This is a genomic window from Pseudarthrobacter lactosi (assembly GCF_055412785.1).
Genome location: NZ_JBVAYS010000001.1, coordinates 1,841,683 through 1,864,844, shown reverse-complemented (window position 1 = coordinate 1,864,844; position 23,162 = coordinate 1,841,683). Strand labels below are relative to the sequence as shown.

The window sequence follows — 23,162 nt, the reverse complement described above, 5'->3', positions numbered from 1 at the left end:
TTCCTACTTCTTGGGGATGGTTCGGCTGCGTCCGCGGAACTCGGCAATGAGTTCCCCTGGGGTGCCGGAACTGGGTAGCGAATCGGGCGGCCCACCGGCGTCGGCCGCGAAAATCTGGATGTCGTACAGGCCGCTGCGGCCCGAGCTGGACCGGCGGTCCGCGACGGCGGTGATGACCTGGCCGCGGTAGGCGGGCTTGAGGAAGTTGATGTCGACGCCGGCGGCAACGGTGATGTTGTTGATTTCTTCCGGCGACGGGTTCGCCGGATTGCAGGCCAGGGCGAAGGCGGAGTCGGCGAAGGCGAAGATCATTCCGCCGTGGGCCATGCCGAAGCCGTTGAGCATTTCCTGCCGGAGTTTCATGCGGATGGTGGCGTGCCCGTCGCTGACCGCGAGAACTTCGATGCCCATCCACTCGGAGGCATAGTCGTTTTCCAGGATGGGGTGGGTGGCCCCGGAGAGTGCTGCTTCAGCCATGCGTCATTGCCTCCAGCTTTATATACCGAATGTTCATTAGGTAATCCCAGATGTGGTGCCGGTGTCAAGGGCCGGGCCGTTTTGCGAGACGATATTTGACGGCCGCCAACAGCCCGCCCGGGAAGTGCAAGGATGGAGGGACCGGCACCACGCACAGCAAAGGGCGGACCATGGCCAAAGGCATCTACGTCAGCGCGACCACTCCGGGATCGGGCAAGTCGCTCGTGGCCCTGGGCCTCGCGGACACGCTCCACCGGCACGCGGACCGGATCGGGTTCTTCAAACCGGTGGTCCACGGCCCGGATGCCGCCGATGACCCTATGGTCGCCTTGATGAAATCACGCTTCGCGCTCGACGACGACCGTTGCCGTGGCGGGCTGACGTCCGCCGAAGTGCGTGCGCTCCTGGCCGACGGAAAACGTGCCGACATCGATGCGCGCTGCGTGGAGATCTTCGCCGAGATCGCCAAGCACTGCGACGTGGTGATTGTGGAGGGGACGGACCTCACCGGCCAGGACGCCGCCGTCGAGTTTGACCTCAATGCCCGGCTGGCCAACAACCTGGCCGCGCCGGTGGTCGCCGTGGTGGGCGCGAAGGGTCTCAGCGTCGCGGAGGCAGCGGCCGCCGTCGAGGTTGCCCGCAAGGAACTGGTGGCGGAAAAATGTTCACTGCTGGCCATCATGGTGAACCGCGCGGACCCGGACCTGGTGGAGGAAATCGCCGCCGCCATCAAGCCGGGTGCATCCAACCGGCCCGTCTATGTCCTGCCGGAGCTGGATGAAATCGCCCGCCCCACCACCGGCGAAGTAGCCACAGCCCTCGGGGTACGCCAGATCGCCGGCCTTGCGGACATGGAACGCGACGTCCGGGACATCAAGGTGGCGGCCATGAGCGTGGGCAACTTCCTGAACGTTCTCGACGAGGGCGCCCTGGTGATCGTTCCCGGCGACCGGGCGGACGTGATGGTGGCCTGCCTCGCGTCGTCGTTCTCGCCGGAATTCCCGGTTCCCTCGGCGCTGATCCTGACCGGTGGCCTGTCCCCGGACGCCAACATCTACCCGCTCCTGGCGCAGGCTCCCTTCCCGGTGTTTGCCGCCAGCGAGGACACCTACACCACGGCGAAGCGGGTCTCCGAGGTCCGCAGCGAGATCTGGTCCGGGCACCGCCGCAAGGTGGCATCCGCACTGGGCCTGTGGTCCAGGCGGGTGGACGAGACTGAGCTGGTGGAACGCCTCCACCTGCCGCGCCTGGAGCGGATGACCCCGCTGCGGTTCCTGCACGACCTCATCGAACGGGCCAGGGGGCAGCGCCGGCACGTGGTGCTGCCGGAGGGAACCGACGTCCGGATCCTGCAGGCCGCCGAAATCCTGCACCGCCGCGACGTCTGCGACCTCACCCTGCTGGGCCGGGAAAGCGACGTCCGCGAGCTGGCAGCCGCCAACGGCGTCGACCTCGCCGGGATCAACATCGTGGACCCGGCCACCTCGGAACTGCGGCAGGGTTTCGCCGAGAAGTACGCGGAGCTGCGCGCGCACAAGGGCGTGGACCTGCCCAAGGCGCTGGAAATCATGCAGGACGGCAGCTATTTCGGCACCATGATGGTCCAGCTGGGCGTGGTGGACGGCATGGTGTCCGGCGCCGCGCACACTACGGCGCACACCATCCGCCCGGCGCTGGAGTTCGTCAAAACGCGCGACGGCGTGAAGATCGTGTCCTCCGTGTTCCTGATGCTGATGCCGGACCGGGTGCTGGTCTACGGCGACTGCGCCGTGAACCCGGACCCCAACGTGGAGCAGCTCGCGGACATCGCCCTCGCCTCGGCTGAAACCGCGGTGCAGTTCGGGGTGGAGCCGCGCGTGGCCATGCTTTCTTACTCCACCGGCGGATCGGGTTCCGGCGAGGCCGTGGACGAAGTCCGGCAGGCCACCGAACTGGTGCGCGAACGCCGCCCGGATCTCGCCGTCGAAGGCCCCATCCAGTACGACGCCGCCGTGGACGCCTCCATCGCGGCCTCCAAAATGCCCGGCTCATCCGTGGCCGGGCAGGCGACCGTGTTCATCTTCCCGGACCTGAACACCGGCAACAACACGTACAAGGCGGTGCAGCAGAGCTCCGGGGCGGTCGCCGTCGGGCCCGTCCTGCAGGGCCTGCGCAAGCCGGTCAACGACCTCTCCCGCGGCTGCACCGTGGAGGACATCGTGAACACGGTGGCCATCACGGCCATCCAGGCGCAGGTGCCGGCCTCGTAGTAACGGCGGGGGAGGACAGCAACGCGGGGTCACTCAATGCCCCTTCCAGAGGGAATATTGGGCATTGAGTGACCCCGCGTTGAGGTTAGGGGACTTACAGGCTCAAACGTCCGACGGCGGCACCCGGGTTGGGTGCCGCCGTCGCCGATCCCAGCCCGTTGCTTAGCTGTTTTCCGGCTTGGCCATGCTGTCCGGGTCCTCTTCCTTGGCCGGCTCATCGGAGAGTCCTAGGGGCGTGAGGTCCAGGTCTTGCAGATCCGCGGGCGGCTCAGCGGCCTCCCCTACCTCTTCGGCTTTGGGGTTTCCGGTGTCGTCCAACGCCGGGTTGGCGCCCTCGACGGCGGTGGGGTCCTTGGTGCCTGCGGCGCCGGGTTCAGATTCTGCGGTGTCGGGTTCGGTGTTGTCGGGCTGAGTGGTGTCGTTCGGCATGGAAGTTCCTCTCTGCGTAGTGCAACGTGTCCGCCGACTCTAAGCGCCTGCCGCGGCTGACGCAACGGCAGGCGCCGGGTGAGTCGGTCCGCAGTCTTAGCCCTGACGGGCCTTCATCCTCGGGTTCTTCTTGTTGATCACGAAGGTGCGGCCCCGGCGTCTGACGATCTGGGCGCCGGGAACCTTCTTCAGGGCGCGGAGGGAGTTTCTGACTTTCATGGGCTTGCTCCTTGTTGTTGGTGGCGGGTGGATGGCTCTAGCGGATGGCGCAGGGTGCGGCCGGGGCTGTTCAATTCGGGGCGGGATCGAGCTGGAAAGGATCGGTGAGCCCGGCGAACCCGGCCTCCATTTCCGCGTCGGTGAGCTCGCAGGCGGAGAGCAGCTGCGCAATTTCCGCTGGGTCCATGCCCTCCCCGGTCGCGGCCAGCACGCTTCCGCGGTCTCCGTGTTCCGGATGCCAGTCCAGGTGGGCGTCCACATGGGTGAGGGGATCAGGCGCCGCGCCGGCGTCCTGGTCTGCCAGCCACGGTCCCGTATTTTCGAGCCAGACTCGCGGCCCGATGCCCTGGATGGCGATCCGGCACTGCGGTGCGGCGGCGATCCACAGGCGGCCCCGCAACCAGCAGCAGCCCTCCGCGAGAGATGCCAGGGCGTGCCGGAACCGTTCGGGGTGCAGCGGACGCTGGGCGCGGTGCGTGACAGTGGTGAACGGTGAGATGGAGGACGACGCCGGGACCCGCACCGAACCGGGAACCGTCCGGCCCAGGGCGTCCTGGTAGTCGTGGCGGCCTGGGCGGATGAGGCCGGCGTTTTCCACCACGTCAGCGTGCGGAGCCAGTTCCCGCACCAGTTGCACGCCACGAACCCGCAGGGCGGGGTCGGCCGGAAACAGGTCTACCTCCGCCAGCAGCACGGTGTCATTGAACGACAGCTCGCCGATGATGAACTCGCCTGCGGTGCGCTGGTCCTCCGGGACCGGCGTGAACCCGGATTCAAACAGGGTGTGGTGGTCCCAAATGTGGTCCTCCAGCGTGTCAGGGGCGCAGGCAAGAACAGCGGAATCAATTGTCACCGGGCGGGAAAGGCCACGCCGCAGCGCTCCGATCGCAGCCTCCGCGGACACCGCCGGCGGGAGCCCGATGACGGCGTGGGTCTCCCCGCGCTCCAGCAGCCGCTCGATGGTGGGCACCAGGTCCAGCCGCACGGTGCAGCTCAGGCAGCCGTGTTCCAGCTGTGTCTCGGCGCTCTCCAGGAGCCCGGACTGGCTGAAGATCCTGCGGATGACCACGCCGTTCTCCAGCAGGTCGTGCAGGACCACCACGGCTCCGGGATTGGCTGCGGCCGCGTCTTGGCAGGCTTGCTGGCGGCACAGGGCGTCCAGGGAGCTGATCACAGTGAGATGCATGCCGATAACTCTAATGAGAATGATTCGCAAAAACAAGTTGCCGAACTCAAGGATCCTACGGTGCGGCTCTCCCGTGATGGAAAGTACTTGACGCAATGGAAAGTACTTTCCTATGATGAGTGCATTACTCGGCAGCTGCGAAAGGCAACACCATGGACGAAACAACGGCAAGTCCCACTCCTGCCGAGGCGCGGGAGCTCCTGGCGAAGGCGCAATCGATCGGAACCACGTCCATCAACGCCGCGGCATGGCCCGTTGCGATGGTCTTCACCAGCCTGGCCATCCTGGGATCGATGCTGATGATCGGCATGCAGATCGTGTCCCACACCGGGTATGGCGCACCGCTGCTGGCCACCGCAGTCGGAATCTGGGGGGCGGCAACGGCCTGCATCTGGCCGATGTTCCAGACCTCCACCAAAGCCGGGTACACCAGGCGGTTCCTGACATCCCTCACCGCCTACTTTGCGCTATACGGCGTCGCGCTGGGGGTAGGAGCCAGCCTCTTCCGCGACGGAAACATCTGGTTCTACGTGAGCGCCGCCGTCGTACTTGCCGGAGTTGGCCTGGCCGCCGCCTTCCGTGAGCTGCGCGCATGAGCACCGCGGCGGAACATCCCCGCCACCGGCTCGACGATCTGATCCATCAGCCGGTCCGCTTCTCCATCATGGCGGCGCTGGCAGGTGCGGAGTCGCTGGACTTCAAGGACCTGCGGGACGCCATCCAGGTCAGCGATTCCGTGCTCAGCAAGCAGCTCACCGTCTTGGAGAAGGCCGGGTACGTGAAGATCAAGAAGGGGTTCGCGGGGAAGATGCCGCGGACCTCGGCGAGCGTGACCGCTGCAGGGCGGAAGGCATGGGACGGGCACCTGCAGACCTTGCGGGACATCGCCGGCGGCTGAGGCTGCAACTTATAGAGTGGGACCCAGTGGAGTACTTCGCCAGGCTCCAGCACCACCCCTCGTCAGCTGGCCCGCGGTACCAAGGCTTCAGGAGGCCCCATGCTAGTGCTCGTCATCAACTCCGGTTCGTCCTCGCTCAAGTACCAGGTCCGTGACGTGGCCGCCGGCATTGTGCTAACCGACGGGCTGATCGAGAAGATCGGCATGGGCAACGGCGGCGATGGCGACGGAGAAATTGAGGGCCCCCGGGACCATGCGGAGGCGCTGGAACAAGTAGATGCCGCGATCCATGCGGAGCTCGGGGATCTTGAGTTGGCGGCGGTGGGCCACCGGGTGGTGCACGGCGGCGAGCGGTTCGCCGAGCCGGTGCTGATCGACAACGAGATTACCCGCGCCATCGAGCGCCTCAATCCACTGGCGCCGCTGCACAACCCCGCCAACGTCCTGGGCATCCGCGCCATCAGCAAAAAGTGGCCGGACCTGCCGCAGGTGGCCGTGTTCGACACCGCTTTCCACCGCACCCTGCCCGAGCACGCCTGGCGCTACGCCGTCCCGGACGAGCTCTACACGAACCACGGCATCCGCCGCTATGGCTTCCATGGCACCTCGCACGAGTACGTCACGCACCGCGCCGCTGCGCTGCTGGATCTGCCCGTGGACGAGTTCGACGCCGTGATCGCCCACCTGGGGAACGGCGCCTCCGTCACGGCCATCCAGGGCGGCCATTCGGTGGACACGTCCATGGGCTTCACCCCGCTGGAAGGGCTGGTGATGGGCACCCGCTCGGGCGACCTCGATCCGTCCATCCTGGTCTTCCTCGGCCGGAACGGGTGGACACCGGAGGACATCGACACCATGCTCAACCGCGAATCGGGGCTGAAGGGGCTCGCCGGGAACAATGACATGCGCTCGGTGGTGGAGGCGTCAGAGGGCGGGGACGCCAAGGCTTCAATGGCGCTCGCGGTCACGTCCTACCGGCTGGCCAAGTACATCGGCGGCTACCACGTGGCCGTCGGGGGTGCCAAAGCCCTCGTGTTCACGGCGGGGATCGGCGAAAACTCGCACCAGTTCCGCGCACTGGTTGCCGACAGGTTGCGTGCGCTGGGGATAGAGCTCGACGCCGGCCTGAACAGTGAGCGGTCCAGGGAACCGCGCGTGATTTCCACGGCTGCCTCCGTCATCCCCGTTCTGGTGGTGCCCACTGACGAGGAGCGCGCCATCGCAGAGGCGACTGCCGCCGTCGTCCATTCATCGGTTGCTCCGTAGCAGCCCTTCTGGGCGCTCAAAACGGCGGTTACGGAGCACTCGACGGTGAAACCGCTTCGTGGTCTTGCCGGACGCCCGGCGCTACCGTCCCCCTTCGATCTTGCGGCTGCGCTGCTCCTGAGCCATCGGACCGTACGGATAGACCCCGATTTGAGGCTGGCTGGCCTGCGTCAGCTGGTCAGTTTCGTCCGGGGTTAGCCGCAGGTCTGCCGCGGCAAGGTTGTCCGCGAGCTGCTCCGTGGTCCGGGCACCCAGGATCACGGACGTTACCGCCGGCCGGTCGGCCAGCCATGCCAGGGCCACCTGGGAGGCGCTCACACCGTGGGCCGCCGCAATGTCTTCAACAGCCTCTATGACGATCCACGTGCGGGGATTGTCATTGCGTGCCTTCCACGCTTCCATCCCGCGCTGGGGGTTCTCGCCGAGCCGCGTGGCACCGGTGGGAGGCCGGTCCTTCTTGTACTTGCCCGATAGCCAGCCACCACCCAGCGGGGACCACGGCAGCAGGCCGATCCCGGCGTCCAGGGATGCCGGGACGATCTCCGGTTCGATCTCGCGGACCAGCAGGCTGTACTGGGGCTGCAGGGTCACCGGAGCGTTCCAGCCGTTCGCCCGGGCAACGTGGACCGCCTTGGTCAGCTGCCAGCCGAGGAAATTGGAGAAACCGTAGTAGGCGATCTTGCCGCTGCTGACGGCGTCGTCCAGAAACCGGAGCGTCTCCTCCAGCGGTGTGATGGGGTCCCACGCGTGCAGCTGGTAAAGGTCGACCTGTTCCACGCCCAGTCGCCGGAGGGAACTGTCCAACGCGCGGGTCAGGCGGCGGCGGGAGGTGCCGACGTCGTTTGGGGCCGTTCCCATCGGAAAGCGACCCTTGGTGGCGAGCACCACGCGGTCCTTGGCTTCCGGCCGCTGGGCCAGCCAGCGGCCGATGATCTCTTCCGAGGCTCCGGCGCTGTAAACGTCCGCGGTATCGATGAAGTTGCCGCCGGCGTCGAGGTAGCTGTCCAGGATGGCATGGGAGGCGTCTTCGGTGGCTTCGGCACCGAAGGTCATGGTTCCCAGCGCATAGGCGGAAACCACGGCGCCGCTGTGGCCCAGGGTTCGGTATTGCATGGTGCTCCTCGGGGGTCAGTTTTCGGTGGGGGTGGTCTTGTTGGAGTGGTAGGTCCGCCAGGTGTGTTCAGGTTCGAATCCCAGCAGGCGCCGGGCCTTGTCGATCGACAGCATGGTTTCGTGTTCGCCCAGCTCCTTGGTCACGGTGACGTTGGGGAACACCTCCGCGGCAAGGCTGGCGCTGGAACGCGTCATCACGGTGTCCGCGTTCGCGACGATGAAAGCCTCGAATCCGGGCTGGCCGTTTTCGAGCGCCCGCGCCACAGCTTGCGCGCCGTCGCGCCCGTCGATGTAGCCCCAGAGGTTCCACTTGCGCAGCGTCGCGTCCGAATCGAACGACGGGAACCGTTCGTAGTCCTCAGCGTCCATAACGTTGGAGAACCGCAGGCCCGTGATGCTCAATTCCGGATCCCAGCGCGTCAGCTCGATGGCCATCTGCTCCTCGAGGTGCTTCACGAGTGAGTAGGTGCTTTCGGGCCGGGCGGGGTATTCCTCATCCACCGGGATGTAGGGCGGGTCGACGTCGAACGGCAATCCCAGCACCGTCTCGCTGGAGGCGTAGACCACCTTCTTGATCCCGGCCCGCCGCGCCGCCTGAAAGACGTTGTAGGTGGAGAGCATGTTGTTCTCGAACGTGGCGGCATCCGGAATGATGCCGGGTGCCGGGATGGCTCCGAGATGGACGATCGCGTCGAAGCCGTCATGCCGGTCATCGAGGCCCAGGAACACGTCAAGGACCTGGCCGTAGTTGCGCAGGTCCACAATGGCCAGCCCGGGGCTCCTTTCCCCGGCCCGGTCCAGGTTCAGCACCTGGTGGCCGTCGTCGGTCAGCCTGCGGACCACGTGCCGTCCCAGTTTTCCGCTGCCGCCGGTTACTGCAACTCTCATGGGGATACTCCTTCAGATGGTGTTACTCGGCGGGACCGATCTGGCCCGCCGCCAGCGCGCTAAGTCCCAGCACAACGGGACAACCCCGCTCGACTCCCGGTCAGGGTGGTCGGCTGAGGTTCGATGGCCCATGCGGCCTGGTGTAGGGAGTTAGCGATCCAACCCTTCAGGGCAGACAACCGCGCGCTTGTGCGTCCGGCGGGCCGCCCCAGCACAACCGGCGCGCCGGGCAACGCACTGCGGCTCTCGTGATTCACGTCACTCAGGATGGTGTAACCAAGCAGCGAGTAATCCATGGTCCTCTTCCTGTCATCTAGCCGAACGATCCCAGCCCGGGAACCGCTTTCGTGAGGGGTATGGGCACGACGCTACGCACTTTGTGGATACATGTCAGCACGTTTGCCCAGCCCTGCTTTTCCTAGGACTGCCAGACCTACCTTCGTTATAGAAGAACGGGACTCGCCCTGCCTCGGAAGTCGGACCTGAATTCGTTCAGTACGCGGGCGGCCTGGATTATCAGGCGGGAGGGAGGGGCTGCTATTACGCGGTAGTGCAGAATGCCCGCCAGAGTGACAGTCGCCGTCGTCTATTCATCGATTGCTCCGTAACCGCCCTCTTGGGCGCCCAAAACGGCGGTTACGGAGCAACCGATGGGGTGCGGGTAGCCTCAGTCCATGCCTGAGATCTCTTTGCCCATCCGCACCGAGCGGCTGATCCTGCGCCGGTTCGAAGGTGCGGACCTGGACGCTTTTTATGCCTACCATTCGCTGCCCGACACCGCACGGTTCCTACCGGGGGAGGCCAAGAGCTACACCAAGGCCATGGAGTCCGTGGGCAAGTACGCCAACTTCGTCTTCGAGAAGGAGGGCGACTGGGTAAGCCTGGCCATCGAGCCGAACGGATCACCGGGGCTGGTGGGCGAAGTGGTGCTGAAGTGGCTTCCGGGGTGCGGGCAGGGCGAAGTCGGCTGGACCCTGGCACCGGCCGCGCGGGGCAAGGGCTACGGGGCCGAGGCCGCGGATGCGGTGCTGAAGCTGGGGTTCGAGGAACTGGGGATGCACCGGATCGAGGCAAAGCTCGACGCCCTGAACACGGCCTCCGCCGCGCTATGCGAACGGCTGGGCATGCGGTTGGAAGCCCGGCTGCTGGACAAGTGGCACTATAAGGGCCAGTGGGCCACCGAGCTGGTCTACGCGATCCTCGAAGACGAATGGCGCGCCCGGCACAAATAACCGAGCGATTGCTCCCCGCCGGCACCCTAGCCTCGCAAGCTCGGCCAGGGAACCCTGCCGGCGTGGGCCCACGGCCCATTTGAGCGCGGCGGTTACGGAGCAGTCGATGGAGTACGTGGGGTCATGGCCGAGGTGCGAGATCCATGGTGGTGAGGCGCAGCCAGAGCCAGAGCCGCTTTTGGGGGTCGTCCAGGTCGAGGCTGAAGTCCTTGGCCAGGCGTGAAACCCGGTAGCGGACGGTGTTGTTGTGCACGTGGAGGCGCTCGGCCATCGCGGTGATGTTTCCGTTCGATGCCAGGTATGCCCGCAAGGTGTCCAGGTAGTCGGTTTGCTGTTCGGCGTCGTGGGCCTGGATCCTGGTGATGTCGTCGGCGCCGGACAGGCCGGTTTCAGCGATGAACGCCCCGATCTTCAGGAGATTCAGCGGGACCCGGTAGTCCTCGAACAACCCGGCAGTGGGGGACTGCGTCCCGCTTGAACGAGGCATTTCCCCTTGTTGGCGGAGCAGGTATTGCAGCGTTTGGAGCGCTTCGGACCGAGAGGCCGGCAGGTCCTCCACCCTGGGTGCGATGCCGCCCACCGCGGCGATGAGCGGATAAGAGCTGATGGTGCGGGCGTAGGCTCCGATTTCCTGGACCACCCGCCGATGCGCCGCCCTGGGTGCTGTTCCTTCGCAGGGCAGCAGGGCATAGACCACCGAGTCGATGAGGGCACTGTGGCTGGTGTTGAACTGGATGTTGCAGACGGTTGTGACAAGATGCAGCAGCCGCTGGATCTCCCGCACCGATTCCAGGCTCCCGGTTTCGGGGCGGACGATCGAGAATGCCGCGACGGCGAGCCCATCGGCCGCATCGAGTCCGAGCTGGGCGGCGGCAAACGAGGCATGCTCGGGGTCGTCCATCAGTGTCCGGATCAGGTCCCCGTTCCGGCGTTCCCCGAAGTCCGACGCCGAGCGGGCATGAAGCATGTGCAGGCCGGCCAGGGGTGCCATCCTGTCGAGTGCGTTCAGCGCAGTTTCCCGCTTGTCACCGCCCGGGTCGATGATCCAGATCGAGCCAAGCAGTTCCCCGCCGGCTCTCACGGCGAGGGCGAGCCTGTCCATCTCCTCATCCCGCCCGGGGATCAGCACCGCACCCGCTGAGCCGTAGACGGTCTTGAAGTCGCTGTCGAAAGCCGGCGGCTGGATTTCCTGGAGCGAGAGGGTTGTGACGCGGCGCAGTTCGTCCACGGGCTGGCCAGGCAGCGTTGAGTATCCGAGCACCCGTCCGAGCGGATCAACGATGCTGGCGGCGCCGCTGGCGATCGAAGCCGCAGCGTTGGCGAACGCATAGAGGTCTCCGAGCCGGACGCCGGAGACAGAATCCGCGGCCGCCCCCATGACGGATGCCCTGGCCAGTGCCACCAGACGTGTCCAGTCCACGTTGTCGGGTGCAACCAACACGGCCAGGCTGTGCAGGACGGCGGCGGACCGAAGCCGTTCCATCGGCGTCCCGTGGGCTTTGACGATCACTGCAGCGGCGTTGCTGTTGGAGGCCCGGTGCAGCAGCTGGTCGAAGTCCACGGATCCGCCGGTCAGGCCAACGGCCAGGATGATCCGGTCATCCACGTTGGTCCATTCGTCCAGGGGGTCGTACATAAGGACGTCCGAGACGGCATGATCAAGGTTTTCCGGCGTGGGGTTGGCGTGCACCAAATCGGCCTGCATCAGCTGGATGCAATCCGACAGGCGTACAACGGACCCGTGAAGATCACCCTCTGTCAGGCCCGTTTCCTCAATTTTCATACCCGGACGTTATCACAAGCCAGATCCATAATTTTTAGCGGAATTCACATATAGACGCAGGGAGATCTGCGTCACCATTGGGGAAGGAAGGGACAAGGAAGTCCTTCAAAACACCCAGAGGACCATCAATGAAATTGAGAGACATCACGGCGCTGGCCACGGTTCAAAAGCCGGCCCGGACCGTGTCGGAGCGACTGTCCCGGCGTTGCTACAGCGTCGAGGACATGAGGAAACTGGCCGCGAAGCGCCTGCCCGGCAGCATTTTTGATTACATCGAGGGCGGCGGGGAAGACGAGGTCTCCCTGCGCCGCAACCGGTCATCCTTTGACGACTGGTCCTTCCTGCCGAAGTGGGGCTCGGTGGAGAACCTGGACCTCAGCTCAACTCTCCTGGGCGGCCCGGTTTCCATGCCCCTGACGCTCGCCCCCACTGGCGGCACCAGGCTGTTCCACCCGGATGGCGAGAGCGCAGTTGCCCGTGCCGCTCTGGAGGCCGGCATCCCCTACGGGCTCGCGCATCTGAGTACGACGCCGATGGAACGGGTGAGTGCCGCGGCCCCCGGCCTCCGGCGCTGGTTCAACATCGAGCCCATGTCGGACAAGGCGGAACTTCAAGCACTCCTGGACCGGGCCGCGGCGGCAGGCTACGAAGCCCTCCTGGTCAACGTCGACTGCCGGGCCATCGGACACCGCGAACGTGATTACCGCAACGGGTTCACCGCCCCACCGTCAATCAAGTTGAAGACCGTGGTGGAGGGCGCCCTGCACCCACGGTGGGCGCTGGGGTTCCTGGCCAATGACGCGATCGCCTTCCCGAACCTGGACGCCGAGATTCCCGACGGTCCCCTGTCCAGCACGCCTGACATGTGGCGGACGCTGCTGGCCGGCTCGTACGAACCTACTGACTGGGATGACATCCGGGATCTGCGGGCGCGCTGGAACGGCCCCATCGTCCTCAAGGGACTCGTCAACCCCAACGACGCCGTGACGGCGGCCGAGATCGGCATCGACGCCATCCAGGTCAGCAACCACGGCGGCCGGCAGCTGGACCACATGGCATCGCCCCTGGACCTGCTCCCCGACATCGTGGACAGGGTGGACGGGCGGCTTGAAATCATCGTCGACGGCGGCATCCGCCGGGGCTCCGACGTGGTCAAGGCCATCGCCCTCGGCGCCGACGCCTGCTCCATCGGACGCCCGTACCTGTATGGCCTGGCGGCCGCCAGCCAGGCCGGTGTTGCCCATGTCCTGAAAATGTTCCAGGCCGAAATGACGCGCACCATGATGCTCCTCGGAGTGTCCAACATCCAGGAACTTCGCCTGGAAGGCCGGGACCTGATCCGGCACCGCAATGCACCCCTGACCCGCACTTCACCGGCCCCGGACGCCCACAAGGGCCTGGCAGAAATGAGCACCCCCTGATGAAAACTTCTCCTTTGACCCCGCGAACCAAGCGCACCCGGCGCGTCGGGCGGGCCGCCGTCGGACGTGCCGCCGTCGCGACGGCAGCGCTGATGCTGTCCGTCACGGCCTGCGGGCCGACGGCGCCCGCTGCTTCAACGTCCGACGGCGGGCTGGGCACCGGTGTCCCGGCCCTTGCAGTCAACGAGGCAGCCGCGCAGTTGCTCCCGGACTCGATCAAGTCAACGAAGGTCCTGCGCGTGGCGATCCCCACCAACGAGCCGCCCACGCAGTTCTACCGGGAAGGCACCCAGGACATGACGGGCACCAACCCCGACGTCGCCCGCCTTATCGGCGAGGTCCTGGGCGTGAAGGTGGAGATCCAGGTGGCCAATTTCGATTCCATCATCCCCGGGATTGCCGCGGGCCGGTATGACATGACAGTCTCCTCGATGACCCCCACGACGAAGCGGATGGAGGTCCTGGATTTTGTGGACTACATGCAGATGGGCAACTCCATCGCTGTACCCAGCGGCAACCCGCTGGGGGTCAGCAGTGAAGGGTCCCTGTGCGGCAAAAAAGTGGGCCTCCTGACCGGTTCCTACCAGCTCGCGGTGAACGTCCCCGCCGTCGATGAAGACTGCACCGCGGCCGGCAGCGGCACCGTACAGCGAAGCGAGTTCCAGGACACACGGCAGGCAATCTCCGCGCTGACCAGCGGACGGCTGGACGCCGTACTGGCGGATTCCCCCATTCTGGACTTCGCTGCCACGCAGAACCCGGCGATCGAGATCGCCTCGAAGTACGACTTCACGCCGGTCGGGGTTGGCATCCCCAAGGACGCCGGCTTGGTCAAGGCCGTCTCCGCGGCCCTCGATGCCGTGATCACGAGCGACTCCTACCTCAAGGTGCTCGGGAAGTACGGCCTTGAATCCAGCGCAATCACCGACGCCCGCGTCAATTTCGCCCAATAGGACGTGACCACCATGCTGCAACACTCAATCCCTGATACCAAGGCAGAACCGTCGCCGGCACCGGCTGACTCGATCCCGGTGGTGCCGCTCCGGCACCCTGTCCGGTTAGCCACCGCCGTCGTCCTGATCCTCGTTGCCATCAGCGCCGCGTGGGATGTGGCGGTGAACCAGCGGTACCACTGGGACGTCGTCGTTTCGTATCTCTTCGCCCCGCAGATCATCGCGGGCGCAGGGCTGACCGTCCTGCTCACCGTGGTGTCCATGACGGCCGGCATCGTCCTGGGCACGGTCTTGGCCGTCATGCGGCTTTCGGCGAACCCGATTCTCAGCACCATCAGCAGGGGCTACATCTGGTTCTTCCGTGGCACACCTCTGCTCGTCCAGCTGATCTTTTGGTACAACATAGCGGCCCTGTACCCGGTGATTGCCCTCGGCCTTCCCTTCGGCGGTCCGTCGGTGGTCCTCGGATCGGCGAACGCCCTCATCTCCCCGCTGACCGCCGCATTGCTGGGGCTGGCGCTGAATGAGGCCGCCTACATGGCCGAGATCATCCGCGGCGGCATCGGATCCGTGGACAAGGGCCAGTACGATGCGGCCCGGGCTCTGGGGATGGACGGCGGAAAACTCATGCGCCGGGTCATCCTGCCCCAGGCGATGCGCGTTGTCCTCCCGCCCACGGGCAACCAGGTCATCTCCATGCTCAAGGGCACCTCCCTGGTCAGCGTCCTGGCAATCTCGGACCTGCTGTATTCGGCGCAGATCATCTACGCCACCAATTACCAGACCATCCCGCTGCTCATCGTGGCCAGCCTCTGGTACCTGCTCATGACCACCATCCTGAGCTTCTTCCAGACCAAACTCGAACGGCGGTATGGTCGCGGCTTCGACGCCGCACCGCGCAGACCCCGTCAGCCCAAAGCTCAGCCAAGTACCCAGCCGAAATCCCAGCCAAAGACAAGGACAGCATGATGAACACCGCCATGGTGGAAGCCCGGGGAGTCCGCAAGAGCTTCGGCGCAACCGAAATCCTCAAGGGCGTGGACCTGAGGGTCGAACGCGGTTCGGTGACCTGTCTGATCGGACCGTCCGGTTCCGGGAAGACCACCTTCCTCCGGTGCATCAACCACCTCGAAAAGGTCGACGCCGGACGGCTGTACGTCGACGAGCATCTGGTCGGCTACACCGAGCGTAACGGACGGCTCTACGAAATGAAGGAACGCCAGACTGCGCGCTCACGGCTGAACGCGGGCATGGTCTTCCAGCGGTTCAACCTCTTCCCGCACATGACTGTGCTGGAGAACATCGTGGAGGCACCCGTCCACGTGCTCGGCCGGCCCCGGAACGAGGTGACCGCCGAAGCGCAGACGCTGCTGGACCGCGTGGGGCTCGGCAACCGCGGACAGTCTTACCCCCAGGAACTCTCCGGCGGCCAGCAACAGCGGATCGCCATCGCCCGGGCGCTGGCGATGAAACCCAAGCTCATGCTGTTCGACGAGCCCACATCAGCGCTCGATCCTGAGCTCGTCGGTGAAGTCCTCGATGTCATGAAGTCCCTGGCCGAGGCCGGGATGACCATGGTGGTGGTCACCCACGAACTCGGCTTCGCCCGCCAGGTCAGCGACCAGGTGGTCTTCATGGACCAGGGAGTCGTGGTCGAAAGCGGCGCTCCCGAGCAGGTCCTCGGCTCGCCGCAGCACGAACGCACGCAGGCCTTTCTTTCCAAGGTCCTCTAACCCACAAACCCAGGCCGGCAACACTGGCCACCCGAAAGGAATCAACACCATGCTTCGACAGCAGGTAACCACAGACCTCGCGCCCACCCCGGCCGGACCCTATTCACAGGCCATCGGCGCCAACGGGTTCCTCTTCACCGCGGGCCAGACACCACACCACCCCGTCACCGACGAAACCGTCGGCGCCACCATCGAGGAGCAGACCGTCCAGGCGATGCAGAACCTGGCGGCCGTCCTGGGAGCGCACGGCCTGGACTTCTCCCACGTCGTCAAAACCACGGTCCACCTCCACCACCCCGGCCGGGACTTCGCCGGCTTCAACGCCACGTACGAAAAATTCGTCCAGGCCCCCTACCCGGCACGGACAACCGTGGGCTCCTTCCTGGGCGATTTCCTGGTCGAGATCGACGCCGTCGCAGTCATTCCAGAAAGGCCCTAATGCCGGTGTGGCCGAATGTCCGTTACGCCCGGCCTTTGAGGATAAGGTTCCAGTAGACCTGCGGGAAAACGTCGCGGTCCACCACCCAGGAGGCGCGGCTTTCCTTCCACGTGGGGACCTTGGGGATGGTGGGCATAGGCCGGTAGTCGGCGTCGAACTCGGCGAACACCACGGTTGAGCGGGACACCGTGAAGGGGCACACCGCGTAGCCGTCGTACTTTTCGGTCAGCGGCGCGCCTTTCCGGGCGGCCACCAGATTCTTGGCCAGCACCTTGGTCTGCTTGCGCAGCGCGCCGCCGCACTTGGAATTTGTTGTTGCGGCGGCGTCGCCCAAGGACCAGACGCTGGGGTAGCGGACGTGCCGGAGGGTCTCCGGATCAACCTCGACGAACCCGCCGTCATCGCCGGCGGCCGGCAGGTCCGTGGCCTTGAGCCAGTCCGGTGCAGACTGCGGCGGAACCGCATTGAGGACGTCGTAGCGGAGTTCCTCGGTGGTCCCTTCGGCGTTGTCGCGGATCACTACGGTCGGTCCGGCAGGATCCACGGCTAACAGTTCGCTGTTGAGCCGCAGTTCTATGCCGTATTCGGCGATCTTCCGGTTGAGTTCGTCGTCCACGCCGGGAACTCCGAAGACGGTGGGGTACGGCTGGACCATGACCACGCGGATGTCATCGAGGACTCCGTGTTCCTTCCAGTATGCGCACGCCAGGTACATGGGTTTCTGGGCGGCGCCGGCGCATTTGGCCGGTCCGGACGGCATGGTGAACACAGCGGTGCCGGACTTCAGGCTGCTGAGCAGCGTCCAGGCTTTGGGGGCGAGTTCGAACTCGTAGTGTGAGGCGCCGAAGGGCGAATGGACGGCCGCCTCAAGACCCGGAATTTTGTCCCAGTCCAGCTGCAGCCCCGGACACACCACCAGGTGGTTGTACTTCACCTCTGTGCCCGAGGCCAGGGTGACGGTGTTGGCCGCGGGGTTGATGGCTGCGGCTCCGTCCCGGATCCATTCCACGCCTTTCGGGGTGATGGACGCCTGCGAACGGATTGCCTCCGCCGCCTTCGCCTTGCCGCCGGCGATGTGCGAGAACAGCGGCTGGTACAGGTGGTGGTCCTTGGGTTCGACGACGGCGACATCCGCAACGCCGTATCGGTGCAGTCGTGCCGCCAGGGAAATCCCGGCGTTGCCACCGCCGATGATAAGAACCTCGTGATGCGTCGTGTCAGGCATGGCCTAGCCCTGGTCAGCCAGAGCGGAGGCTTTGTGGGCTGCGCGGGCGCCCGTATTGGCGGACTCCACGACGTATTGTGGTTCTTCCACCGTCGCCCGGTGGGTGTTCCCGTCCAGCTCAAAGTCGCTGGTCTTCTTCTCCACGATCTTGCCGTGGGTGGGTCCCTGGGGCGTGTTCCATTCCACGGACGTTCCCTTGCGTAGCGACATGTCTGCTCCTTTAGCCGGGCTGGGAAACAAGCTGCAACCAATAGTAAGCATGGTGAGTATCGCGGGTCACGGAGTGCTGCGGCGTTGACTCCTTGGGCGGGTCCGAGCACACTGGCGCTTGAGCCTGACTGCCGGCCAAGCCGCGCCGTCACCAGGCGTACCCAAGGAGCACTCCATGGCCGTCATCGAGGAAAGTGTTTACATCGCCCGCCCGGGGCAGGAGGTCTTCGATTTTCTCACCAAGACCTCGAACATTCCGGTGTGGGATTCGTCAGTTGTCCAGGCAGAACAGATTGGCGAAGGCCCTGTTGAAGTCGGCACGCGGTTCAAAGGCACCAGCAAGATCATGGGCCGACGGTTCGACTGGGTCACCGAGAACACGCACTTCGATCCGCCGACGAAAACAGTGATCCGAAGCGTTGAAGGGAAGCTGGACTTCACCATTTCCTACACCTTGGAACCCCAGGGCGAGGGGACGCGGCTGATGTACCGTATCGATGCGGCCTCCGGCCTCGGCGGGGTGTTCGGCAAGCTGGCGGACCCGTTCGTGCAGAAGGCCCACACTCGTACGGTCCGTGCCAACCTGGAGACCCTCGCCGACCTTCTGGCCGAACACCCGGACGGCGTCTAACTACTTCAGGCCGGCTCCCGGAAGCAGGTCCTTGGCGCCGAGGGAATCGGCGATGAACGCGTAGTCCCATGCGCGCTCGTGCCACTGGACGTAACGCCCGGACGCGCCGCCGTGGCCGCCGTCCATTTCGATCTTCATCACCACGGGCTCCGTGCCGGTGGTTTTGTTCCGCAGCTCCTGGACCCATTTGGCTGGCTCCACGTACAGCACGCGGGTGTCGTTGAAGGACGTCACGGCGGCAACCTTGGGGTACGCAACCGCACGCACATTCTCATACGGTGAATAGGATTTCATGTAGGCGTACACGTCAGGGTCGGTGATGGGGTTGCCCCACTCCTCCCATTCCAGCGCGGACAGCGGAAGCTCCGGATCCAGGATGGTGGTGAGCGCATCCACAAACGGAACCTGAGCCACAACGGCGGCGTACTTTTCCGGTGCCAGGTTCGCCACGGCGCCCATCAGCAGCCCGCCCGCCGAGCCGCCCATCGCCGCAATCCGGGACGGATCCACCCAGCCGGACTTGGCCAGCCAGTCGGTGGCGTCCACAAAGTCGGTGAAAGTGTTCTTCTTGGTGAGCTTCTTGCCGTCCTCATACCAGTGCCGGCCCAGCTCGCCGCCGCCACGGATGTGCGCGATCACAAACACCACGCCGCGGTCCAGCAGCGACAGCCGCGCGATGCCGAAACCGGGATCCATGCTCAGCTCGTAGGAGCCGTACCCGTAGACCAGGCCCGCCGCCGTCGAATCCTGTTTGACGCTCTGGTGCCGCAGCACCGACAGGGGGATCCGCGTCCCGTCCGCGGCGTCGGCCCATTCGCGGGTGGCCACGTAGTCGCTGCCGGAGTAGCCGCCGAGCACCGGGCTTTCCTTGCGAAGGAGCAGTTCACCAACCGGCAAAGCGGTGGTGGGCAGCACAAAGTCGTACACCCGCGACGGCGTGAAATAGGAGGTGTAGCCCAGCCGAATGACCGGAGCCTCGTAGTCCGAACCCCCGACGCCGGCCGTGTACAGCTCCTCGTCGAATGCGGGTTCCACCGGCGCTTCCTGCGTGGGCGTGCCGAGGCCAGCCAGCCCCATCACCTGGACGCGCTCGATGGTGTCCTTGCGGATGGACACAATCAGGTGCGTGGAGGTAACGCCGGCACCGTTGACGCGGACGTCGTCGGAATGCTCGACGACGGTGCTCCAGTGCTGCTCGGCCAGCGGCTTGGTGAGCTCGGCGGGGTCGATCAGGGAGACCATGGAGTTCACGGCGTTGCGGTTGTGCGTGATGATGATGCGATCCGACTTTTCGCCGCCGGGGCCGGTGAGCAGGAACGGTTCGGCCTCATAGAGGACGCGCTCGTCCCGCGAAATCACGGTGGTGAGGGCCGCTGTCGGGTCATCGAAACGCAGCAGGCGGGTTTCGCTGAACTCGGAGCAGCCGATGCCCAGCACGAGGTGACGCCTGTCAGAGGAGAGCTCAAAGCCCAGCCACATGGCGACGTCGTCCTCCTGGTAAATCACCTCATCGTCGGTGACGGGGGTGCCCAGCACGTGGGCCTTGACCTGGTATGGGCGCCACGAATCGTCCACCACGGTGTAGAAAATGCGGGTGCCGTCGGGGGAGAAGCTGACGCCGTAGAAGATGTTCTCGATGACGTCCGGCAGGAGTTCGCCGGTGCGGAGGTCCTTGACGTGGAGGGTGAAACGTTCGTCGCCGGCGTTGTCCACGGCGTAGGCGTAAAGGTTCCCGTCCACCGTGACGGCCGAGCCGCCCACAGAGAAGAACGGCTTGCCTTCGGCTTCGATGTTGCCGTCCAGCAGAATTTCCTCGCCGGGAATTTCGACGCCGGCCTCCACCGCGGGGGGAGTCCAGTCGGCCACGGGGTTGCCGGAGTCCTGGGCCCGGACGCGGCACTGGATGCCGTATTCCTTGCCCTCCACCGAGCGGCTGAAGTACCACCAGCCGTCCTTGCGGTTTGGGACAGACAGGTCTGTCTCCTGCGTGCGGCCCTTGATTTCCTGGAAAATGGCCTCGCGCAGAGGTTCCTGGTGGGCGGTTACGGTTTCCTGGTAGGCGTTCTCGGCCTTCAGATGCTCAACCACCTCGGCGGATTCCTTTTCGCGCAGCCACTCGTAGTTGTCCACGAAGGTGTCGCCGTGGTGCGTCCGCTCGCGCGGGACCTTCTTGGCCACGGGGGGCGCGGGGGAGGCGGCGGTGGCGGAAGGGTTGGCGGAATCCTGCAGCGGAGTCTGGGTCATGCCTTCAATATATAGACCCGGGCGGACAAAAAGGCCGCCGTTCGCTACCGGGGTAGCCCCCTCCGGACGCTCTCTCACGTGATGGGCTTGAATGGCCGACGCTCTCTCACTTTCCTGAGGAAAGTGAGAGAGCGTAGCTGTAAAACCCGCATTAAGTGAGAGAGCGTCGCTGGGGGTGGCTAAGTTACCCGCGAGAACCCCTTGAACCATCCTTCGCCCAGTGCTAAAACTGCATTACCGGGAGGATCCGGACGCGTTCTTTTTCATCTGCCTTCATAGGGCGGTTAGCCGTTTTGGCACGCCACAGCGCCAGTCAGCGCATCGGCAGTCTGCGGGCGACCCTTCCGATACGGTGGCCCCCGGCATCGCCGGGGGTCACTTTTTGGCATCCCGGAATCATGCATTGTGGGTTGCCACAGGACCCTGACCAGAACCCTTGACAGAGCGTCGTTACCGCGGGGTAATTGAAAGCACTCGTAGTAATTTTTGGGGGCGATGATGATGAAAAACCTGATTCCGAAAGGGACCCTCCGGAAGGTGCTCCTGCCGCCCACTTACGGGTTGCACCTCACTCCGGGCGCCGAGTTCACGGTCCTATCCGTCGAAGTCTGGAGCACGTGCCTGGTGGTGAATATCCACGTTGAATCCGCTGCCGGCAGGGCGGTCCCCGCAATTACCATCGAAGACCACTGGGGCACGCTCTACACCTTCCGGGACTCCGCCAGCCTCGGCTCCCGGAACCTGCAGGTGTTCACCCCGTCCGTGCCGCCGGGCACCAGGAGCCTGACCATCAGGTCCACGGACGACGCCAACGCCCGCCTGGTGGTGAGCTTCGCCGTCCCGCTGATGCGGGAAGCCGGCGAAGCAGCGAAGGCGCCGGCTTCCCACATCGTGCGACTGCGCCGCCCGGCTTAGATCCCCCAAACAAGCCCTGACTGCGCCGACCGGCCCTATAAGCCGCGTCCTGGAAAGTCCGGCTAGGAACCTGCCAGCCCGTTGACGACGGCATAGTTGCCCAGGGTGTCCCCGGCCATGGCGGCCGAGATGGCACCGATGGCTAACGGATCGGCCAGCACAATCGACTGCCCGTCAGACGAGGTACCGATCCCGCTGGTGGGGAGAGCGAACATCACCATGTCGTTGGTCCGGACGTCCTTGAGTTCCAAGGCCAGCCCCGCCAGGGTGCCAGCGTCCAGCCCGGCATCCACACTGACGAACGGGGCTATCGCGCTCACCACGTTGTGCACCTTGAGCGGGTTCAGGAGTGTGTCGGCACTCAGGTTCTTGGCCAGCAGCGCCCGGATGAAGGCTTGCTGGTTGCGCACGCGCTGGTAGTCGCCGTCGGCGAAGGCGTAGCGCTCGCGGACGAACTCAAGGGCGTGCTCGCCGTCGAGCGAGTTCGGGCCCGCAGGGAAAGCGATCTCGTCGTGGTAGGACACAAACGGCGCCGGGATGTTGACTTCCACCCCGCCGAGGGCGTCGGTCATCCCCACGAATCCTTCGAAGTTAATCATGGCGACGTGGTCGATGCGCTGCCCAAAAAGAGCTTCCACTGTCTGCACCATCAGCGGGACACCGCCGTATGCCATGGCGGCGTTTATTTTGGCGTGGCCCCGGCCCGGGATGGGAACCCAAAGATCCCGCATCAGCGAAATGGAGTAGATCTTGTTCCGGTCGGCGGGGATGTGGACCAGCATCAGGGTGTCCGCGCGCTGGTTCGACCCGGCACCGGAGGTGGCTTCCTCCGGGGTGGCGCCGCGGCTGTCGCTGCCCATCACCAAGATGTTCAGGGACCGTCCCGTATCCGACGGCGTTCCACCGGCCGGGGCCGGACCAGCACCGGGAACGCCGCCAGCGCCACCAGCGCCGGCGGCCCCTTTGGCAACGGACGGCTGCGGGCGGGTGGATTCGGCGGGAAAGACGTTTTCGATCTTGGTGGTCTCGGAATCGAAGATCCTGCCCAGGTTGTATAGGTAGACGCCCGCTGACGCAGGAATGAGCAGGACCAAGCCCAGCAGGACCAGCAGAACGGCCCGAAACGTGTGGCGCCGGTGTGCTGGTGTGCCGTGCTCAGTAAGGTCCGGGTGAGCGGACAGGATGCCCATTTCCGAAAATTAGCACCGGCGGTGCGGCGTTACATCGGGGGAATCCGCAGAAACGCCGCACAGTAGTCCGCAGGTTTAAGCACGGCGGAGGCCGGCGGGCCAAGGTGCGCGATCCGGGGTGGGCGTATCCTGATCACGCAAAGGCGCACGCGCCCAGAGTGAGAGGGGAATTTCCATGACCATCCCGCCAGTGCACGAACCCGAGCCGTTCCCGCCCGAACCAGGCCCGGACCCCTTCAACCCGGAGCCCACGCATCCCGGCCACCCGGGACCGGAGAGGCCGAGCCCCATCCCGACGCCGGAACCTCCAGGCCCGCTGCCCGTCCCGGATCCGGGGCCGGCACCGCTGCGCCCGGACCCCACCCGGAGCTAAGCCGCCAGTGGAACGGCCCCCGGCAAGCCAGGGGCCGTTCGGCTGCCCGCCCGCTGGGGCCGCGCTCAAATCCAGGCGCCCAGCGCCC

At 65.4% G+C, this 23,162-nt stretch carries 24 protein-coding genes; 13 read left to right on the top strand and 11 right to left on the bottom strand.

Going from position 1 to position 23,162, the window contains the following annotated elements:
• Window positions 1-3 precede the first annotated feature (3 nt).
• Window positions 4-477 (bottom strand): hotdog fold thioesterase, encoded by a 474-nt coding sequence (locus ACZY0Q_RS08635; RefSeq protein WP_463915863.1) that lies wholly within the window; start codon window positions 475-477, stop codon window positions 4-6.
• A gap of 170 nt (window positions 478-647) precedes the next feature.
• Between ACZY0Q_RS08635 and pta the strand changes: the two genes are divergently transcribed.
• Window positions 648-2,726, top strand: coding sequence for a phosphate acetyltransferase (gene pta / locus ACZY0Q_RS08630; protein WP_463915861.1), 2,079 nt, complete (start codon window positions 648-650; stop codon window positions 2,724-2,726).
• 162 nt (window positions 2,727-2,888) lie between these two features.
• On the opposite strand, the gene ACZY0Q_RS08625 is transcribed toward pta, so the two are convergent.
• The 3 genes from ACZY0Q_RS08625 to ACZY0Q_RS08615 form a co-directional block, all read right to left on the bottom strand.
• Window positions 2,889-3,155, bottom strand: a complete 267-nt coding sequence (locus ACZY0Q_RS08625; protein ID WP_463915860.1) for a hypothetical protein — start codon at window positions 3,153-3,155, stop codon at window positions 2,889-2,891.
• A gap of 96 nt (window positions 3,156-3,251) precedes the next feature.
• Entirely contained in the window at window positions 3,252-3,374 is a 123-nt protein-coding gene (ykgO, locus tag ACZY0Q_RS08620) for a type B 50S ribosomal protein L36 (RefSeq protein WP_058931424.1), read from the bottom strand.
• A 70-nt stretch (window positions 3,375-3,444) separates the two neighbouring features.
• The gene (locus ACZY0Q_RS08615; RefSeq protein ID WP_463915859.1) at window positions 3,445-4,560 is read right to left on the bottom strand and encodes a GTP-binding protein; all 1,116 of its coding nucleotides are present in this window, start codon (window positions 4,558-4,560) and stop codon (window positions 3,445-3,447) included.
• 152 nt (window positions 4,561-4,712) lie between these two features.
• Here ACZY0Q_RS08615 and ACZY0Q_RS08610 point away from each other — a divergent pair, with 152 nt between their 5' ends.
• From ACZY0Q_RS08610 to ACZY0Q_RS08600, 3 genes are all read left to right on the top strand, one after another.
• A complete protein-coding gene (locus ACZY0Q_RS08610; protein WP_463915858.1) occupies window positions 4,713-5,156 on the top strand; it encodes a hypothetical protein in 444 nt (147 codons plus the stop codon).
• A complete protein-coding gene (locus tag ACZY0Q_RS08605; protein WP_463915857.1) occupies window positions 5,153-5,458 on the top strand; it encodes a winged helix-turn-helix domain-containing protein in 306 nt (101 codons plus the stop codon). The genes ACZY0Q_RS08610 and ACZY0Q_RS08605 overlap by 4 nt, the downstream gene beginning before the upstream one ends.
• A 99-nt stretch (window positions 5,459-5,557) precedes the next feature.
• The gene (locus ACZY0Q_RS08600; protein ID WP_463915855.1) at window positions 5,558-6,724 is read left to right on the top strand and encodes an acetate kinase; all 1,167 of its coding nucleotides are present in this window, start codon (window positions 5,558-5,560) and stop codon (window positions 6,722-6,724) included.
• A gap of 81 nt (window positions 6,725-6,805) precedes the next feature.
• Here the strand turns inward: ACZY0Q_RS08600 and ACZY0Q_RS08595 are convergent, their stop codons facing one another.
• Window positions 6,806-7,837: an aldo/keto reductase gene (locus ACZY0Q_RS08595; protein WP_463915853.1), complete on the bottom strand. Its 1,032-nt coding sequence runs from the start codon at window positions 7,835-7,837 to the stop codon at window positions 6,806-6,808.
• A gap of 15 nt (window positions 7,838-7,852) precedes the next feature.
• On the bottom strand, window positions 7,853-8,725 hold the full coding sequence (locus ACZY0Q_RS08590; RefSeq protein WP_463915852.1) for an NAD-dependent epimerase/dehydratase family protein: 873 nt from the start codon (window positions 8,723-8,725) through the stop codon (window positions 7,853-7,855).
• Window positions 8,726-9,399: 674 nt separating this feature from the next.
• On the opposite strand from ACZY0Q_RS08590, the gene ACZY0Q_RS08585 reads away from it, so the two are divergent.
• Complete coding sequence (locus tag ACZY0Q_RS08585; RefSeq protein ID WP_463915851.1) at window positions 9,400-9,957, top strand: GNAT family N-acetyltransferase; 558 nt, start codon at window positions 9,400-9,402, stop codon at window positions 9,955-9,957.
• Window positions 9,958-10,078: 121 nt separating this feature from the next.
• Here the strand turns inward: ACZY0Q_RS08585 and ACZY0Q_RS08580 are convergent, their stop codons facing one another.
• Window positions 10,079-11,740: a PucR family transcriptional regulator gene (locus ACZY0Q_RS08580; RefSeq protein WP_463915850.1), complete on the bottom strand. Its 1,662-nt coding sequence runs from the start codon at window positions 11,738-11,740 to the stop codon at window positions 10,079-10,081.
• A 128-nt stretch (window positions 11,741-11,868) separates the two neighbouring features.
• On the opposite strand from ACZY0Q_RS08580, the gene ACZY0Q_RS08575 reads away from it, so the two are divergent.
• The 5 genes from ACZY0Q_RS08575 to ACZY0Q_RS08555 are packed head-to-tail and all read left to right on the top strand — an operon-like array spanning window position 11,869 to window position 16,286.
• Window positions 11,869-13,161 (top strand): alpha-hydroxy acid oxidase, encoded by a 1,293-nt coding sequence (locus tag ACZY0Q_RS08575; protein ID WP_463915849.1) that lies wholly within the window; start codon window positions 11,869-11,871, stop codon window positions 13,159-13,161.
• A 14-nt stretch (window positions 13,162-13,175) separates the two neighbouring features.
• Window positions 13,176-14,114, top strand: coding sequence for an ABC transporter substrate-binding protein (locus tag ACZY0Q_RS08570; protein WP_463915848.1), 939 nt, complete (start codon window positions 13,176-13,178; stop codon window positions 14,112-14,114).
• A 12-nt stretch (window positions 14,115-14,126) separates the two neighbouring features.
• A complete protein-coding gene (locus ACZY0Q_RS08565) occupies window positions 14,127-15,083 on the top strand; it encodes an amino acid ABC transporter permease (protein WP_463915847.1) in 957 nt (318 codons plus the stop codon).
• Window positions 15,083-15,847: an amino acid ABC transporter ATP-binding protein gene (locus ACZY0Q_RS08560; RefSeq protein WP_463916291.1), complete on the top strand. Its 765-nt coding sequence runs from the start codon at window positions 15,083-15,085 to the stop codon at window positions 15,845-15,847. Before ACZY0Q_RS08565 ends, ACZY0Q_RS08560 begins: the two co-directional genes overlap by 1 nt.
• Before the next feature lie 49 nt (window positions 15,848-15,896).
• Window positions 15,897-16,286, top strand: a complete 390-nt coding sequence (locus ACZY0Q_RS08555; RefSeq protein ID WP_463915846.1) for a Rid family detoxifying hydrolase — start codon at window positions 15,897-15,899, stop codon at window positions 16,284-16,286.
• Between the two features lie 22 nt (window positions 16,287-16,308).
• On the opposite strand, the gene ACZY0Q_RS08550 is transcribed toward ACZY0Q_RS08555, so the two are convergent.
• Together ACZY0Q_RS08550 and ACZY0Q_RS08545 are read right to left on the bottom strand one after the other, a co-directional pair.
• Window positions 16,309-17,511, bottom strand: a complete 1,203-nt coding sequence (locus tag ACZY0Q_RS08550) for an NAD(P)/FAD-dependent oxidoreductase (RefSeq protein WP_463915845.1) — start codon at window positions 17,509-17,511, stop codon at window positions 16,309-16,311.
• Between the two features lie 3 nt (window positions 17,512-17,514).
• A complete protein-coding gene (locus ACZY0Q_RS08545; RefSeq protein ID WP_463915844.1) occupies window positions 17,515-17,721 on the bottom strand; it encodes a hypervirulence associated TUDOR domain-containing protein in 207 nt (68 codons plus the stop codon).
• Between the two features lie 175 nt (window positions 17,722-17,896).
• On the opposite strand from ACZY0Q_RS08545, the gene ACZY0Q_RS08540 reads away from it, so the two are divergent.
• A complete protein-coding gene (locus tag ACZY0Q_RS08540) occupies window positions 17,897-18,352 on the top strand; it encodes an SRPBCC family protein (RefSeq protein ID WP_463915843.1) in 456 nt (151 codons plus the stop codon).
• Here ACZY0Q_RS08540 and ACZY0Q_RS08535 read toward each other — a convergent pair whose 3' ends face one another.
• Window positions 18,353-20,596, bottom strand: coding sequence for a S9 family peptidase (locus ACZY0Q_RS08535; protein WP_463915842.1), 2,244 nt, complete (start codon window positions 20,594-20,596; stop codon window positions 18,353-18,355).
• Window positions 20,597-21,097: 501 nt separating this feature from the next.
• Here ACZY0Q_RS08535 and ACZY0Q_RS08530 point away from each other — a divergent pair.
• Window positions 21,098-21,511: a hypothetical protein gene (locus ACZY0Q_RS08530; protein ID WP_463915841.1), complete on the top strand. Its 414-nt coding sequence runs from the start codon at window positions 21,098-21,100 to the stop codon at window positions 21,509-21,511.
• Window positions 21,512-21,573: 62 nt separating this feature from the next.
• Here the strand turns inward: ACZY0Q_RS08530 and ACZY0Q_RS08525 are convergent, their stop codons facing one another.
• Entirely contained in the window at window positions 21,574-22,701 is a 1,128-nt protein-coding gene (locus ACZY0Q_RS08525) for an LCP family protein (protein ID WP_463915839.1), read from the bottom strand.
• A 175-nt stretch (window positions 22,702-22,876) separates the two neighbouring features.
• Between ACZY0Q_RS08525 and ACZY0Q_RS08520 the strand changes: the two genes are divergently transcribed.
• Complete coding sequence (locus tag ACZY0Q_RS08520) at window positions 22,877-23,074, top strand: hypothetical protein (RefSeq protein ID WP_463915838.1); 198 nt, start codon at window positions 22,877-22,879, stop codon at window positions 23,072-23,074.
• Window positions 23,075-23,162 lie beyond the last annotated feature (88 nt).